The sequence below is a fragment of the Enterobacter sp. 50588862 genome (assembly GCF_001462935.1).
GTDB lineage: Bacteria > Pseudomonadota > Gammaproteobacteria > Enterobacterales > Enterobacteriaceae > Enterobacter > Enterobacter bugandensis.
The window spans coordinates 14,067-26,465 of the sequence record NZ_LNHM01000008.1 but is presented as its reverse complement, the minus strand read 5'-3'; the positions used below and the strand labels follow the sequence as shown (position 1 = coordinate 26,465).

Here is a 12,399-nt window from a genome sequence, read left to right as displayed (position 1 = left end):
TAATGCCAGGCGACAACATCAAGATGGTTGTGACTCTGATCCACCCAATCGCGATGGACGACGGTCTGCGTTTCGCAATCCGTGAAGGCGGCCGTACCGTTGGCGCGGGCGTTGTTGCTAAAGTTCTGGGCTAATTAATTATCCCTGAATAAAAAAGGACGCTTCGGCGTCCTTTTTTGTTTTCTGTACCTTTCCTTGTCACAAAATTTCGCATTTTTTAACCGCTCCCGGCCCGTATCCTGGCGTATGTGCTATTGTAATCATAACCATTCTCACTTACACTTTGCGCATATTTTGAACGGGAGTCTCTATGTACGTTTGTTTATGTAATGGTGTAAGCGACAAGAAAATTCGTCAGGCCGTTCGCCAGTTTCAGCCACAATCTTTCCAGCAGCTTCGCAAATTTGTTCCGGTGGGAAATCAATGCGGTAAATGCGTTCGCGCCGCGCGTGAGATCATGCAGGACGAACTGATGCAGATCCCGGAATTCAAAGAGATCGCGTAAGCCTCTATCTTTTTTTTGACATCCCCGTAGCCCGTTCTACGCTTCAATGAGTGGAAGCGGAGGGACTATATAATGAAAGGTGATGTTAAAATCATAAGTTATCTCAATAAATTATTGGGAAATGAGCTTGTCGCAATCAACCAGTACTTTCTTCACGCGAGAATGTTTAAAAACTGGGGTCTGACACGTCTGAATGACGTTGAGTACCATGAATCTATAGATGAGATGAAACACGCCGATAAATACATCGAGCGTATCTTATTCCTTGAAGGCATCCCAAACCTGCAGGATCTCGGCAAGCTGGGCATCGGTGAGGATGTCGAAGAGATGCTGCGTTCTGACCTCCGGCTGGAGCTGGAAGGTGCGAAAGATCTGCGCGAAGCCATTGCTTATGCTGACAGCGTCCATGACTATGTGAGCCGCGATATGATGATCCAGATCCTTGCCGATGAAGAAGGCCACATTGACTGGCTGGAAACCGAGCTGGATCTCATTAGCAAAATTGGCCTTCAAAACTACCTACAGTCTCAGATCAAAGTGGAAAATTAATCAGATTTTCCCATCCAACGCATAAACCCGCTGCTGCCAGAAATGGTCCAAAAGGCAGTGGGTTTTTTAATGCTCCTTTATCTGAGGTGAGAAATGAAAAAACAAGAATGCAAAGCAGCGCCATAAGCGCGGCGAGTAACGCCAGTTTAGGCAGTATGCACCAGCCATGCCACGCACCAAGTCCTGCCAGATACTTCACATCGCCATATCCCATTCCTTCCCGCCGGCAGATAAGCCGATAGCCCCAGTAAATCAAGGCAAAACCAAGATATCCAGCCACCGCCCCCATTACGGCACTCGGCAGAAAATCAGGATGGATAAAGACCTGGTAGAGCAGGCCCGTCCAGAGCAGCGGGCAGAGAAATTTATCGGGCAGCAAACCGTCGCGAATATCAGCGCGTACGAGTAAGGCCGTCAGAGAAAAATAGATCATCAGGAAGGGGAGGGTGGTTAGCATGGAAAAGGCCTCAAAGGGTTTTGAGCGCATACTCGTTACAATCTGCCTGTCCGGCAACGCACAAAAACAGCAATTGCGTAGCGGCTTCAAATAAAAATTTCAGAAAGGATATACGGCGTAAAAAGTTGCGCAGTCCTACGCATACTGAGCCTTTGACGCTTAATTTCTAAACGGCACTTGCGTCTTTCTCTGATTTACGTATAATGCGCGGGCTTGTCGTAATTGACGGCGGGTTCAATCAGAACCAGAGTAGCTCATTTTGTTACTCAACAATGCTCCCAATTGGGGGGCTACGTAAGAACGGTTACACTCTCCCATCAATCGTAATGGGTTTGAGGAGTAATCATTTTCGTTTATAAAATAATTGGAGCTCTGGTCTCATGCAGAACCAAAGAATCCGTATCCGCCTTAAAGCGTTTGATCATCGTCTGATCGATCAATCAACCGCGGAAATCGTCGAGACTGCTAAGCGCACTGGTGCGCAAGTCCGTGGTCCGATCCCGCTGCCGACCCGCAAAGAGCGCTTCACCGTTCTGATCTCCCCGCACGTCAACAAAGACGCGCGCGATCAGTACGAAATCCGCACTCACAAGCGTCTGGTTGACATCGTTGAGCCAACTGAGAAAACCGTTGATGCTCTGATGCGTCTGGATCTGGCTGCCGGTGTAGACGTGCAGATCAGCCTGGGTTAATCAGGTCATCGAGCGATTGAGAGGTTGAAACAATGATTGGTTTAGTCGGTAAAAAAGTGGGTATGACCCGCATCTTCACTGAAGATGGCGTTTCTATCCCAGTAACCGTAATCGAAGTTGAAGCAAACCGCGTTACTCAGGTTAAAGATCTGGCTAACGATGGCTACCGCGCTATTCAGGTTACCACTGGTGCTAAAAAAGCTAACCGTGTAACCAAACCAGAAGCGGGTCACTTCGCTAAAGCTGGCGTAGAAGCTGGCCGTGGTCTGTGGGAATTCCGTCTTGCTGAAGGCGAAGAGTTCACCGTAGGTCAGGACATTAGCGTTGAGCTGTTTGCTGACGTTAAAAAAGTTGACGTAACCGGTACCTCTAAAGGTAAAGGTTTTGCTGGTACCGTTAAGCGCTGGAACTTCCGTACCCAGGACGCTACTCACGGTAACTCCTTGTCTCACCGCGTTCCGGGTTCTATCGGTCAGAACCAGACTCCGGGCAAAGTGTTCAAAGGCAAGAAAATGGCAGGTCAGCTGGGTAACGAACGTGTAACCGTTCAGAGCCTGGACGTAGTACGTGTTGACGCTGAGCGCAACCTGCTGCTGGTTAAAGGTGCGGTCCCGGGTGCAACCGGTAGCGACCTGATCGTTAAACCAGCTGTGAAGGCGTAAGGGGATAGCAATGGAATTAGTATTGAAAGACGCGCAGAGCGCGCTGACTGTTTCCGAAACTACCTTCGGTCGTGATTTCAACGAAGCGCTGGTTCACCAGGTTGTTGTTGCTTATGCAGCTGGTGCTCGTCAGGGTACTCGTGCTCAGAAGACTCGTGCTGAAGTAACTGGTTCTGGCAAAAAGCCATGGCGCCAGAAAGGTACCGGCCGTGCGCGTTCAGGTTCTATCAAGAGCCCGATCTGGCGTTCAGGTGGCGTGACCTTCGCTGCGCGTCCACAGGACCACAGTCAAAAAGTTAACAAAAAGATGTACCGCGGCGCGCTGAAAAGCATCCTGTCCGAACTGGTACGTCAGGATCGTCTGATCGTTGTCGAGAAGTTCTCTGTTGAAGCGCCTAAAACTAAGCTGCTGGCACAGAAACTGAAAGACATGGCTCTGGAAGATGTGCTGATCATCACCGGTGAGCTGGACGAGAACCTGTTCCTGGCCGCACGTAACCTGCACAAGGTTGACGTACGCGATGCGACTGGTATCGACCCGGTTAGCCTGATCGCCTTCGACAAAGTCGTAATGACTGCTGATGCTGTTAAGCAAGTTGAGGAGATGCTGGCATGATTCGTGAAGAACGTCTGCTGAAGGTGCTTCGCGCACCGCACGTTTCTGAAAAAGCGTCTACTGCGATGGAAAAAACAAACACCATCGTTCTCAAAGTTGCTAAAGACGCGACCAAAGCAGAGATCAAAGCTGCTGTGCAGAAACTGTTTGAAGTCGAAGTCGAAGTCGTTAACACCCTGGTAGTTAAAGGGAAAGTTAAACGTCACGGACAGCGTATCGGTCGTCGTAGCGACTGGAAAAAAGCTTACGTCACCCTGAAAGAAGGCCAGAACCTGGACTTCGTTGGCGGCGCTGAGTAAGTCGGAGGAGTAATACAATGGCAGTTGTTAAATGTAAACCGACATCTCCGGGTCGTCGCCACGTAGTTAAAGTGGTTAACCCTGAGCTGCACAAGGGCAAACCTTTTGCTCCGTTGCTGGAAAAAAACAGCAAATCCGGTGGTCGTAACAACAATGGCCGTATCACCACTCGTCACATCGGTGGTGGCCACAAGCAGGCTTATCGTATTGTTGACTTCAAACGCAACAAAGACGGTATCCCAGCAGTTGTTGAACGTCTTGAGTACGATCCGAACCGTTCCGCGAACATCGCGCTGGTTCTGTACAAAGACGGCGAACGCCGTTACATCCTGGCCCCTAAAGGCCTGAAAGCTGGCGACCAGATTCAGTCTGGCGTTGATGCTGCAATCAAAGCAGGCAACACCCTGCCGATGCGCAATATCCCGGTTGGTTCTACCGTTCATAACGTAGAAATGAAACCAGGTAAAGGCGGTCAGCTGGCACGTTCCGCTGGTACTTACGTTCAGATCGTTGCGCGTGACGGTGCTTATGTCACCCTGCGTCTGCGTTCTGGTGAAATGCGTAAAGTCGAAGCAGACTGCCGCGCTACTCTGGGCGAAGTTGGCAATGCTGAGCATATGCTGCGCGTTCTGGGTAAAGCTGGTGCTGCACGCTGGCGTGGTGTTCGTCCTACCGTTCGCGGTACTGCGATGAACCCAGTCGACCACCCACATGGTGGTGGTGAAGGTCGTAACTTTGGTAAGCACCCGGTAACTCCGTGGGGCGTTCAGACCAAAGGTAAGAAGACCCGCAGCAACAAGCGTACTGATAAATTTATCGTACGTCGCCGTAGCAAATAATTTTAGAGGATAAGCCATGCCACGTTCTCTCAAGAAAGGTCCTTTTATTGACCTGCACTTGCTGAAGAAGGTAGAGAAAGCGGTGGAAAGCGGAGACAAGAAGCCCCTGCGCACTTGGTCCCGTCGTTCAACGATCTTTCCTAACATGATCGGTTTGACCATCGCTGTCCATAATGGTCGTCAGCACGTTCCAGTCTTTGTAACCGACGAAATGGTTGGTCACAAACTGGGTGAATTCGCACCGACTCGTACTTATCGCGGCCACGCTGCTGATAAAAAAGCGAAGAAGAAATAAGGTAGGAGGAAGAGATGGAAACTTTAGCTCAACATCGCCATGCTCGTTCTTCTGCACAGAAGGTTCGCCTTGTTGCTGACCTGATTCGCGGTAAGAAAGTGTCGCAGGCCCTGGACATCCTGACCTATACCAACAAAAAAGCTGCGGTATTGGTCAAGAAAGTACTGGAATCTGCCATTGCTAACGCTGAACACAACGATGGCGCTGACATCGACGATCTGAAAGTCGCGAAAATTTTCGTAGATGAAGGCCCAAGCATGAAGCGCATTATGCCGCGTGCGAAAGGTCGTGCAGATCGCATCCTGAAGCGCACCAGCCACATTACTGTGGTTGTGTCCGATCGCTGAGACTCTGGAGACTAGCAATGGGTCAGAAAGTACATCCTAATGGTATTCGCCTGGGTATTGTAAAACCATGGAACTCTACCTGGTTTGCGAACACCAAAGAATTCGCTGACAACCTGGACAGCGATTTTAAAGTACGTCAGTACCTGACTAAGGAACTGGCTAAAGCGTCTGTATCTCGTATCGTTATCGAGCGTCCAGCGAAGAGCATCCGTGTGACTATTCACACTGCTCGTCCTGGCATCGTTATCGGTAAGAAAGGCGAAGACGTAGAAAAACTGCGCAAGGTCGTAGCGGATATCGCTGGCGTTCCTGCACAGATCAATATCGCTGAAGTTCGTAAGCCTGAACTGGACGCTAAATTGGTTGCTGACAGCATCACTTCTCAGCTGGAACGTCGTGTTATGTTCCGTCGTGCTATGAAGCGTGCTGTACAGAACGCAATGCGTCTGGGCGCTAAAGGTATCAAAGTTGAAGTTAGCGGCCGTCTGGGCGGCGCGGAAATCGCACGTACCGAATGGTACCGTGAAGGTCGCGTACCGCTGCACACTCTGCGTGCTGACATCGACTACAACACCTCTGAAGCGCACACCACTTACGGTGTAATCGGCGTTAAGGTATGGATCTTCAAAGGTGAGATCCTGGGTGGTATGGCTGCTGTTGAACAACCGGAAAAACCGGCTGCTCAACCTAAAAAGCAGCAGCGTAAAGGCCGTAAATAAGGAGCGTCGCTGATGTTACAACCAAAGCGTACAAAATTCCGTAAAGTGCACAAAGGCCGCAACCGTGGTCTGGCGCAGGGTACGGATGTTAGCTTCGGCACTTTCGGTCTGAAAGCTGTTGGCCGTGGTCGTCTGACTGCACGTCAGATCGAAGCAGCACGTCGTGCAATGACCCGTGCAGTTAAGCGTCAAGGTAAGATCTGGATCCGTGTATTCCCGGACAAACCGATCACCGAGAAGCCACTGGAAGTTCGTATGGGTAAAGGTAAAGGTAACGTGGAGTACTGGGTTGCCTTGATCCAACCGGGCAAAGTCCTTTATGAAATGGACGGTGTTCCGGAAGAGCTGGCCCGTGAAGCCTTCGGCCTGGCAGCAGCGAAACTGCCTATCAAAACCACCTTTGTAACTAAGACGGTGATGTAATGAAAGCAAAAGAGCTGCGTGAAAAAAGCGTTGAAGAGCTGAACGCTGAGCTGCTGAACCTGCTGCGTGAGCAGTTCAACCTGCGCATGCAGGCTGCAAGTGGCCAGCTGCAACAGACTCACCTGCTGAAGCAAGTGCGTCGCAATGTTGCACGCGTTAAGACTTTACTGACTCAGAAGGCGGGTGCGTAATGACCGATAAAATCCGTACTCTGCAAGGTCGTGTTGTTAGCGACAAAATGGAGAAATCCATTGTTGTAGCTATCGAACGTATTGTGAAACACCCGATCTACGGTAAATTCATCAAGCGTACGACCAAACTGCACGTACATGACGAGAACAACGAATGTGGTATCGGCGACAAGGTTGAAATCCGTGAATGCCGTCCACTGTCCAAGACTAAGTCCTGGACGCTGGTTCGCGTTGTAGAGAAAGCGGTTCTGTAATACAGTACGCCTTCTCAATACGAATAAACGGCTCAGCGATGAGCCGTTTATTTTTTCTACCCATATTGCAGAAGCGGTGTTATAATGCCGCGCCCTCGATATGGGGCTTTTTAACGGCTCTGATTTTAGAGTCTCAGGTAGTAGTTGACATTAGCGGAGCACTAAAATGATCCAAGAACAGACTATGCTGAACGTCGCCGACAACTCCGGTGCACGTCGCGTAATGTGTATCAAGGTTCTGGGTGGCTCGCACCGTCGCTACGCAGGCGTAGGCGACATCATCAAGATCACCATCAAGGAAGCAATTCCACGTGGTAAGGTCAAAAAAGGTGATGTGCTGAAGGCGGTAGTGGTGCGCACCAAGAAGGGTGTTCGTCGCCCTGACGGTTCTGTCATTCGCTTCGATGGTAATGCATGCGTTATTTTAAACAATAACAGCGAGCAGCCTATCGGCACGCGTATCTTTGGGCCGGTAACTCGTGAACTTCGTACTGAGAAGTTCATGAAAATTATCTCTCTGGCACCAGAAGTACTCTAAGGAGCGAATCATGGCAGCGAAAATCCGTCGTGATGACGAAGTTATCGTGTTAACCGGTAAAGATAAAGGTAAACGCGGTAAAGTAAAAAATGTTCTGTCTTCCGGCAAACTTGTCGTTGAAGGTATCAACCTGGTTAAGAAACATCAGAAGCCGGTTCCGGCCCTGAACCAACCAGGCGGCATCGTTGAAAAAGAAGCTGCTATTCAGGTTTCTAACGTTGCAATCTTCAATGCGGCTACCGGTAAGGCTGACCGTGTAGGCTTTAGATTCGAAGACGGCAAAAAAGTCCGTTTCTTCAAGTCTAACAGCGAAACTATCAAGTAATTTGGAGTAGTACGATGGCGAAACTGCATGATTACTACAAAGACGAAGTAGTTAAGAAACTCATGACCGAGTTTAACTACAATTCTGTCATGCAAGTCCCTCGGGTCGAGAAGATCACCCTGAACATGGGTGTTGGTGAAGCGATCGCTGACAAGAAACTGCTGGATAACGCAGCAGCTGATCTGACAGCAATCTCCGGTCAAAAACCGCTGATCACCAAAGCACGCAAATCTGTTGCAGGCTTCAAAATCCGTCAGGGCTATCCGATCGGCTGTAAAGTAACTCTGCGTGGCGAACGCATGTGGGAGTTCTTTGAGCGCCTGATCACTATTGCTGTACCACGTATCCGTGACTTCCGTGGCCTGTCCGCGAAGTCTTTCGACGGTCGTGGTAACTACAGCATGGGTGTCCGTGAGCAGATCATCTTCCCAGAAATCGACTACGATAAAGTCGACCGCGTGCGTGGTTTGGATATTACCATTACCACTACTGCGAAATCTGACGAAGAAGGCCGTGCTCTGCTGGCTGCCTTTGACTTCCCGTTCCGCAAGTAAGGTAGGGTTACTGAATGGCTAAGCAATCAATGAAAGCACGCGAAGTAAAGCGCGTAGCTTTAGCTGATAAATTCTTCGCTAAACGCGCTGAACTGAAAGCGATCATTTCTGATGTGAACGCTTCCGACGAAGATCGTTGGAATGCGGTTCTCAAGCTGCAGTCTCTGCCGCGTGATTCCAGCCCGTCTCGTCAGCGTAACCGCTGTCGTCAAACAGGTCGTCCACATGGTTATGTGGGCAAGTTTGGGTTGAGCCGTATCAAACTGCGTGAAGCCGCCATGCGCGGTGAAGTGCCAGGCTTGAAAAAGGCTAGCTGGTAATTACCAATTGAATCACGGGAGTAAAGACAGATGAGCATGCAAGATCCGATCGCGGATATGCTGACCCGTATCCGTAACGGTCAGGCCGCGAACAAAGTTGCGGTCACCATGCCTTCCGCCAAGCTGAAAGTGGCAATTGCCAACGTGCTGAAGGAAGAAGGTTTTATCGAAGATTTTAAAGTTGAAGGCGACACCAAGCCGGAACTGGAACTTACTCTCAAGTATTTCCAGGGTAAAGCTGTTGTAGAAAGCATTCAGCGTGTCAGCCGCCCAGGTCTGCGCATCTATAAGAAAAAAGATGAGCTGCCAAAAGTTATGGCTGGCCTTGGTATCGCAGTTGTTTCTACCTCTAAAGGTGTTATGACTGATCGTGCAGCGCGCCAGGCTGGTCTTGGTGGCGAAATTATCTGCTACGTAGCCTAATCGGAGGAAAGAATGTCTCGTGTTGCTAAAGCACCGGTCGTTATTCCTGCCGGCGTTGATGTAAAAATCGACGGTCAGGTTATTACGATCAAAGGTAAAAACGGCGAGCTGACTCGTACCCTCAACAAAGCTGTTGAAGTTAAACATGCAGATAACGCTCTGACCTTCGGTCCACGTGATGGTTTCGTGGATGGATGGGCTCAGGCTGGTACCGCGCGTGCCCTGCTGAACTCAATGGTTGTTGGTGTTACCGAAGGCTTCACTAAAAAGCTTCAGCTGGTTGGTGTAGGTTATCGTGCAGCTATCAAAGGGAATGCAGTAGGCCTGTCTCTGGGCTTCTCACACCCTGTTGAGCATCCGCTGCCGGCCGGTATCACTGCAGAATGTCCGACTCAAACTGAAATCGTGCTGAAAGGCGCTGATAAACAGCTGATCGGTCAGGTTGCAGCAGATCTGCGCGCCTACCGTCGTCCTGAGCCTTACAAAGGCAAGGGTGTTCGTTACGCCGACGAAGTCGTGCGTACCAAAGAGGCTAAGAAGAAGTAAGGTAACACTATGGATAAGAAATCTGCTCGTATCCGTCGTGCGACCCGCGCACGCCGCAAGCTCAAAGAGCTGGGTGCAACTCGCCTGGTGGTACATCGTACCCCGCGTCATATTTACGCACAGGTAATTGCACCGAACGGTTCTGAAGTTCTGGTAGCTGCTTCTACTGTAGAAAAAGCTATCTCAGAACAATTGAAGTACACCGGTAACAAAGACGCCGCTGCAGCTGTAGGTAAAGCTGTTGCAGAACGCGCTCTGGAAAAAGGCATCAGCAATGTTTCCTTTGACCGTTCCGGGTTCCAATATCATGGTCGTGTCCAAGCACTGGCAGATGCTGCCCGTGAAGCTGGCCTTCAGTTCTAAGGTAGAGGTGTAAGATGGCTCACATCGAAAAACAGGCTGGCGAACTGCAGGAAAAGCTGATCGCGGTAAACCGCGTATCTAAAACCGTTAAAGGTGGTCGTATTTTCTCCTTCACAGCTCTGACTGTAGTAGGCGATGGTAACGGTCGCGTTGGTTTTGGTTACGGTAAAGCGCGTGAAGTTCCAGCAGCGATCCAGAAAGCGATGGAAAAAGCCCGTCGCAATATGATTAACGTCGCGCTGAACAACGGCACCCTGCAGCACCCAGTTAAAGGTGTTCACACGGGTTCTCGTGTATTCATGCAGCCAGCTTCAGAAGGTACCGGTATCATCGCCGGTGGTGCAATGCGCGCCGTTCTGGAAGTTGCTGGGGTTCATAACGTTCTGGCTAAAGCATATGGTTCCACCAACCCGATCAACGTGGTTCGTGCAACTATTGATGGCCTGGAAAATATGAATTCTCCAGAAATGGTCGCTGCCAAGCGTGGTAAATCCGTTGAAGAAATTCTGGGGTAATTGACCATGGCAAAGACTATTAAAATCACTCAAACCCGCAGTGCAATCGGTCGTCTGCCGAAACACAAGGCAACGCTGCTTGGCCTGGGTCTGCGTCGTATTGGTCATACCGTTGAGCGCGAGGATACTCCTGCTGTTCGTGGTATGGTCAACGCGGTTTACTTCATGGTTAAAGTTGAGGAGTAAGAGATGCGTTTAAATACTCTGTCTCCGGCCGAAGGCTCTAAAAAGGCGGGTAAACGCCTGGGTCGTGGTATCGGTTCTGGCCTCGGCAAAACCGGTGGTCGTGGTCACAAAGGTCAGAACTCTCGTTCTGGCGGTGGCGTACGTCGCGGTTTCGAGGGTGGCCAGATGCCACTGTACCGTCGTCTGCCGAAGTTCGGCTTCACCTCTCGCAAAGCAGCGATCACAGCGGAAATCCGTCTGTCTGACCTGGCGAAAGTTGAAGGCGGCGTTGTAGACCTGAACACGCTGAAAGCGGCTAACATTATCGGTATTCAGATCGAGTTCGCGAAAGTGATCCTGTCTGGTGAAGTTTCTACTCCGGTAACTGTTCGTGGCCTGCGTGTTACTAAAGGTGCTCGTGCTGCTATCGAAGCTGCTGGCGGTAAAATTGAGGAATAAGTAGCAGATGGCTAAGCAACCGGGATTAGATTTTCAAAGTGCCAAAGGTGGATTTGGCGAGCTGAAACGCAGACTGCTGTTTGTTATCGGCGCGCTGATTGTGTTCCGTATTGGCTCTTTTATTCCGATCCCTGGTATCGATGCCGCTGTACTTGCCAAACTGCTTGAGCAACAGCGAGGCACCATCATTGAAATGTTCAACATGTTCTCTGGTGGTGCTCTCAGCCGTGCTTCTATCTTTGCTCTGGGTATTATGCCGTACATTTCGGCATCGATTATTATCCAGCTGCTGACGGTCGTTCATCCGGCCCTGGCAGAGCTGAAGAAAGAAGGGGAGTCTGGACGTCGTAAGATTAGTCAGTACACCCGTTACGGTACTCTGGTGCTGGCAATATTCCAGTCGATCGGTATTGCTACCGGTCTGCCGAATATGCCTGGTATGCAGGGCCTGGTATTAAACCCAGGCTTTGCATTCTATTTCACCGCTGTTGTTAGTCTGGTCACAGGGACGATGTTCCTGATGTGGCTCGGCGAACAGATTACTGAGCGTGGTATCGGTAACGGTATCTCAATCATTATCTTCGCCGGTATCGTTGCGGGACTCCCGCCGGCCATCGCCCATACTATCGAGCAAGCGCGTCAAGGCGACCTGCACTTCCTCCTGTTGCTGTTGGTTGCAGTATTAGTATTTGCAGTGACGTTCTTTGTTGTCTTCGTTGAACGTGGTCAACGCCGCATTGTGGTGAACTACGCTAAGCGTCAGCAGGGTCGTCGTGTCTATGCTGCACAGAGCACACATTTACCGCTGAAAGTGAATATGGCGGGGGTTATCCCGGCTATCTTCGCTTCCAGTATTATTCTGTTCCCGGCAACCATCGCGTCATGGTTCGGGGGCGGTACTGGTTGGAACTGGCTGACAACAATTTCGCTGTATTTGCAGCCTGGGCAACCACTTTATGTGTTACTCTATGCGTCTGCGATCATCTTCTTCTGTTTCTTCTACACGGCGTTGGTCTTCAACCCGCGTGAAACAGCAGATAACCTGAAGAAGTCCGGTGCATTTGTACCAGGAATTCGTCCGGGAGAGCAAACGGCGAAGTATATCGATAAAGTAATGACCCGCCTGACTTTGGTTGGTGCGCTTTATATTACTTTTATCTGCCTGATCCCGGAGTTCATGCGTGATGCAATGAAAGTACCGTTCTACTTCGGTGGGACCTCACTGCTTATCGTTGTTGTCGTGATTATGGACTTTATGGCTCAAGTGCAAACTCTGATGATGTCCAGTCAGTATGAGTCTGCATTGAAGAAGGCGAACCTGAAAGGCTACGGCCGCTAATTGG

26 protein-coding genes are annotated in these 12,399 nt (G+C 50.2%); 25 read left to right on the top strand and 1 reads right to left on the bottom strand.

Annotation, left to right across the window (positions count from 1 at the left end):
* The 3 genes from APT89_RS23190 to bfr all read left to right on the top strand — a co-directional run.
* A partial coding sequence (locus APT89_RS23190; protein WP_001464716.1) for an EF-Tu C-terminal domain-related protein occupies positions 1–134 on the top strand: 134 nt, incomplete at its 5' end.
* Positions 135–310: 176 nt separating this feature from the next.
* Positions 311–505 carry a bacterioferritin-associated ferredoxin gene (gene bfd / locus APT89_RS05315; RefSeq protein ID WP_003863268.1) on the top strand — a complete coding sequence of 65 codons (195 nt, stop codon included), beginning with the start codon at positions 311–313 and terminating at the stop codon, positions 503–505.
* Between the two features lie 72 nt (positions 506–577).
* A complete protein-coding gene (gene bfr, locus APT89_RS05310; RefSeq protein WP_028014636.1) occupies positions 578–1,054 on the top strand; it encodes a bacterioferritin in 477 nt (158 codons plus the stop codon).
* Here bfr and APT89_RS05305 read toward each other — a convergent pair.
* Positions 1,038–1,511 carry a prepilin peptidase gene (locus tag APT89_RS05305; RefSeq protein ID WP_047363723.1) on the bottom strand — a complete coding sequence of 158 codons (474 nt, stop codon included), beginning with the start codon at positions 1,509–1,511 and terminating at the stop codon, positions 1,038–1,040. The two genes, bfr and APT89_RS05305, sit on opposite strands and share 17 nt — an antisense overlap.
* Positions 1,512–1,891: 380 nt before the next feature.
* Here APT89_RS05305 and rpsJ point away from each other — a divergent pair, with 380 nt between their 5' ends.
* The 22 genes from rpsJ to secY all read left to right on the top strand — a co-directional run bounded on the left by rpsJ (position 1,892) and on the right by secY (position 12,395).
* On the top strand, positions 1,892–2,203 hold the full coding sequence (gene rpsJ, locus APT89_RS05300) for a 30S ribosomal protein S10 (RefSeq protein WP_001181005.1): 312 nt from the start codon (positions 1,892–1,894) through the stop codon (positions 2,201–2,203).
* A gap of 32 nt (positions 2,204–2,235) precedes the next feature.
* Positions 2,236–2,865 (top strand): 50S ribosomal protein L3, encoded by a 630-nt coding sequence (gene rplC, locus APT89_RS05295; protein WP_003863274.1) that lies wholly within the window; start codon positions 2,236–2,238, stop codon positions 2,863–2,865.
* 10 nt (positions 2,866–2,875) lie between these two features.
* A complete protein-coding gene (gene rplD / locus APT89_RS05290; protein WP_000424395.1) occupies positions 2,876–3,481 on the top strand; it encodes a 50S ribosomal protein L4 in 606 nt (201 codons plus the stop codon).
* Positions 3,478–3,780, top strand: coding sequence for a 50S ribosomal protein L23 (gene rplW, locus APT89_RS05285; protein ID WP_000617546.1), 303 nt, complete (start codon positions 3,478–3,480; stop codon positions 3,778–3,780). Before rplD ends, rplW begins: the two co-directional genes overlap by 4 nt.
* 17 nt (positions 3,781–3,797) lie before the next feature.
* A complete protein-coding gene (gene rplB, locus APT89_RS05280; protein WP_000301859.1) occupies positions 3,798–4,619 on the top strand; it encodes a 50S ribosomal protein L2 in 822 nt (273 codons plus the stop codon).
* 16 nt (positions 4,620–4,635) lie between these two features.
* The gene (gene rpsS, locus APT89_RS05275; protein ID WP_001138117.1) at positions 4,636–4,914 is read left to right on the top strand and encodes a 30S ribosomal protein S19; all 279 of its coding nucleotides are present in this window, start codon (positions 4,636–4,638) and stop codon (positions 4,912–4,914) included.
* Positions 4,915–4,928: 14 nt separating this feature from the next.
* Positions 4,929–5,261, top strand: coding sequence for a 50S ribosomal protein L22 (rplV, locus tag APT89_RS05270; RefSeq protein ID WP_002919773.1), 333 nt, complete (start codon positions 4,929–4,931; stop codon positions 5,259–5,261).
* A 17-nt stretch (positions 5,262–5,278) separates the two neighbouring features.
* Positions 5,279–5,980 (top strand): 30S ribosomal protein S3, encoded by a 702-nt coding sequence (gene rpsC, locus APT89_RS05265; protein WP_000529945.1) that lies wholly within the window; start codon positions 5,279–5,281, stop codon positions 5,978–5,980.
* Between the two features lie 12 nt (positions 5,981–5,992).
* A complete protein-coding gene (gene rplP, locus APT89_RS05260) occupies positions 5,993–6,403 on the top strand; it encodes a 50S ribosomal protein L16 (protein ID WP_002919759.1) in 411 nt (136 codons plus the stop codon).
* Positions 6,403–6,594, top strand: coding sequence for a 50S ribosomal protein L29 (rpmC, locus tag APT89_RS05255; RefSeq protein ID WP_003863282.1), 192 nt, complete (start codon positions 6,403–6,405; stop codon positions 6,592–6,594). Before rplP ends, rpmC begins: the two co-directional genes overlap by 1 nt.
* A complete protein-coding gene (gene rpsQ / locus APT89_RS05250; RefSeq protein WP_008503489.1) occupies positions 6,594–6,848 on the top strand; it encodes a 30S ribosomal protein S17 in 255 nt (84 codons plus the stop codon). Before rpmC ends, rpsQ begins: the two co-directional genes overlap by 1 nt.
* Positions 6,849–7,014: 166 nt before the next feature.
* Positions 7,015–7,386, top strand: a complete 372-nt coding sequence (gene rplN, locus APT89_RS05245) for a 50S ribosomal protein L14 (protein WP_002919748.1) — start codon at positions 7,015–7,017, stop codon at positions 7,384–7,386.
* Between the two features lie 10 nt (positions 7,387–7,396).
* Positions 7,397–7,711, top strand: a complete 315-nt coding sequence (gene rplX / locus APT89_RS05240; protein WP_003863287.1) for a 50S ribosomal protein L24 — start codon at positions 7,397–7,399, stop codon at positions 7,709–7,711.
* Between the two features lie 14 nt (positions 7,712–7,725).
* Positions 7,726–8,265 carry a 50S ribosomal protein L5 gene (gene rplE, locus APT89_RS05235; protein WP_001096202.1) on the top strand — a complete coding sequence of 180 codons (540 nt, stop codon included), beginning with the start codon at positions 7,726–7,728 and terminating at the stop codon, positions 8,263–8,265.
* 14 nt (positions 8,266–8,279) lie between these two features.
* The gene (rpsN, locus tag APT89_RS05230) at positions 8,280–8,585 is read left to right on the top strand and encodes a 30S ribosomal protein S14 (RefSeq protein ID WP_003863291.1); all 306 of its coding nucleotides are present in this window, start codon (positions 8,280–8,282) and stop codon (positions 8,583–8,585) included.
* Positions 8,586–8,615: 30 nt separating this feature from the next.
* Positions 8,616–9,008, top strand: a complete 393-nt coding sequence (gene rpsH, locus APT89_RS05225; protein WP_006178918.1) for a 30S ribosomal protein S8 — start codon at positions 8,616–8,618, stop codon at positions 9,006–9,008.
* Positions 9,009–9,020: 12 nt separating this feature from the next.
* A complete protein-coding gene (rplF, locus tag APT89_RS05220) occupies positions 9,021–9,554 on the top strand; it encodes a 50S ribosomal protein L6 (protein WP_003863296.1) in 534 nt (177 codons plus the stop codon).
* A 9-nt stretch (positions 9,555–9,563) separates the two neighbouring features.
* Positions 9,564–9,917 carry a 50S ribosomal protein L18 gene (rplR, locus tag APT89_RS05215; RefSeq protein ID WP_003863297.1) on the top strand — a complete coding sequence of 118 codons (354 nt, stop codon included), beginning with the start codon at positions 9,564–9,566 and terminating at the stop codon, positions 9,915–9,917.
* Positions 9,918–9,931: 14 nt separating this feature from the next.
* Complete coding sequence (rpsE, locus tag APT89_RS05210) at positions 9,932–10,432, top strand: 30S ribosomal protein S5 (protein ID WP_003863299.1); 501 nt, start codon at positions 9,932–9,934, stop codon at positions 10,430–10,432.
* A 6-nt stretch (positions 10,433–10,438) separates the two neighbouring features.
* Positions 10,439–10,618, top strand: a complete 180-nt coding sequence (gene rpmD, locus APT89_RS05205) for a 50S ribosomal protein L30 (protein ID WP_003863301.1) — start codon at positions 10,439–10,441, stop codon at positions 10,616–10,618.
* A gap of 3 nt (positions 10,619–10,621) precedes the next feature.
* Positions 10,622–11,056 carry a 50S ribosomal protein L15 gene (gene rplO, locus APT89_RS05200; RefSeq protein WP_014885468.1) on the top strand — a complete coding sequence of 145 codons (435 nt, stop codon included), beginning with the start codon at positions 10,622–10,624 and terminating at the stop codon, positions 11,054–11,056.
* Positions 11,057–11,063: 7 nt separating this feature from the next.
* Positions 11,064–12,395, top strand: a complete 1,332-nt coding sequence (gene secY / locus APT89_RS05195) for a preprotein translocase subunit SecY (RefSeq protein WP_003863305.1) — start codon at positions 11,064–11,066, stop codon at positions 12,393–12,395.
* Positions 12,396–12,399: the final 4 nt, after the last annotated feature.

Coding starts and splice junctions, on each gene's coding strand:
- bfd (WP_003863268.1), top strand. CDS start 311: ATGTACGTTTGTTTATGTAATGGTGTAAGCGACAAGAAAATTCGTCAG.
- bfr (WP_028014636.1), top strand. CDS start 578: ATGAAAGGTGATGTTAAAATCATAAGTTATCTCAATAAATTATTGGGA.
- APT89_RS05305 (WP_047363723.1), bottom strand. CDS start 1,511: ATGCTAACCACCCTCCCCTTCCTGATGATCTATTTTTCTCTGACGGCC.
- rpsJ (WP_001181005.1), top strand. CDS start 1,892: ATGCAGAACCAAAGAATCCGTATCCGCCTTAAAGCGTTTGATCATCGT.
- rplC (WP_003863274.1), top strand. CDS start 2,236: ATGATTGGTTTAGTCGGTAAAAAAGTGGGTATGACCCGCATCTTCACT.
- rplD (WP_000424395.1), top strand. CDS start 2,876: ATGGAATTAGTATTGAAAGACGCGCAGAGCGCGCTGACTGTTTCCGAA.
- rplW (WP_000617546.1), top strand. CDS start 3,478: ATGATTCGTGAAGAACGTCTGCTGAAGGTGCTTCGCGCACCGCACGTT.
- rplB (WP_000301859.1), top strand. CDS start 3,798: ATGGCAGTTGTTAAATGTAAACCGACATCTCCGGGTCGTCGCCACGTA.
- rpsS (WP_001138117.1), top strand. CDS start 4,636: ATGCCACGTTCTCTCAAGAAAGGTCCTTTTATTGACCTGCACTTGCTG.
- rplV (WP_002919773.1), top strand. CDS start 4,929: ATGGAAACTTTAGCTCAACATCGCCATGCTCGTTCTTCTGCACAGAAG.
- rpsC (WP_000529945.1), top strand. CDS start 5,279: ATGGGTCAGAAAGTACATCCTAATGGTATTCGCCTGGGTATTGTAAAA.
- rplP (WP_002919759.1), top strand. CDS start 5,993: ATGTTACAACCAAAGCGTACAAAATTCCGTAAAGTGCACAAAGGCCGC.
- rpmC (WP_003863282.1), top strand. CDS start 6,403: ATGAAAGCAAAAGAGCTGCGTGAAAAAAGCGTTGAAGAGCTGAACGCT.
- rpsQ (WP_008503489.1), top strand. CDS start 6,594: ATGACCGATAAAATCCGTACTCTGCAAGGTCGTGTTGTTAGCGACAAA.
- rplN (WP_002919748.1), top strand. CDS start 7,015: ATGATCCAAGAACAGACTATGCTGAACGTCGCCGACAACTCCGGTGCA.
- rplX (WP_003863287.1), top strand. CDS start 7,397: ATGGCAGCGAAAATCCGTCGTGATGACGAAGTTATCGTGTTAACCGGT.
- rplE (WP_001096202.1), top strand. CDS start 7,726: ATGGCGAAACTGCATGATTACTACAAAGACGAAGTAGTTAAGAAACTC.
- rpsN (WP_003863291.1), top strand. CDS start 8,280: ATGGCTAAGCAATCAATGAAAGCACGCGAAGTAAAGCGCGTAGCTTTA.
- rpsH (WP_006178918.1), top strand. CDS start 8,616: ATGAGCATGCAAGATCCGATCGCGGATATGCTGACCCGTATCCGTAAC.
- rplF (WP_003863296.1), top strand. CDS start 9,021: ATGTCTCGTGTTGCTAAAGCACCGGTCGTTATTCCTGCCGGCGTTGAT.
- rplR (WP_003863297.1), top strand. CDS start 9,564: ATGGATAAGAAATCTGCTCGTATCCGTCGTGCGACCCGCGCACGCCGC.
- rpsE (WP_003863299.1), top strand. CDS start 9,932: ATGGCTCACATCGAAAAACAGGCTGGCGAACTGCAGGAAAAGCTGATC.
- rpmD (WP_003863301.1), top strand. CDS start 10,439: ATGGCAAAGACTATTAAAATCACTCAAACCCGCAGTGCAATCGGTCGT.
- rplO (WP_014885468.1), top strand. CDS start 10,622: ATGCGTTTAAATACTCTGTCTCCGGCCGAAGGCTCTAAAAAGGCGGGT.
- secY (WP_003863305.1), top strand. CDS start 11,064: ATGGCTAAGCAACCGGGATTAGATTTTCAAAGTGCCAAAGGTGGATTT.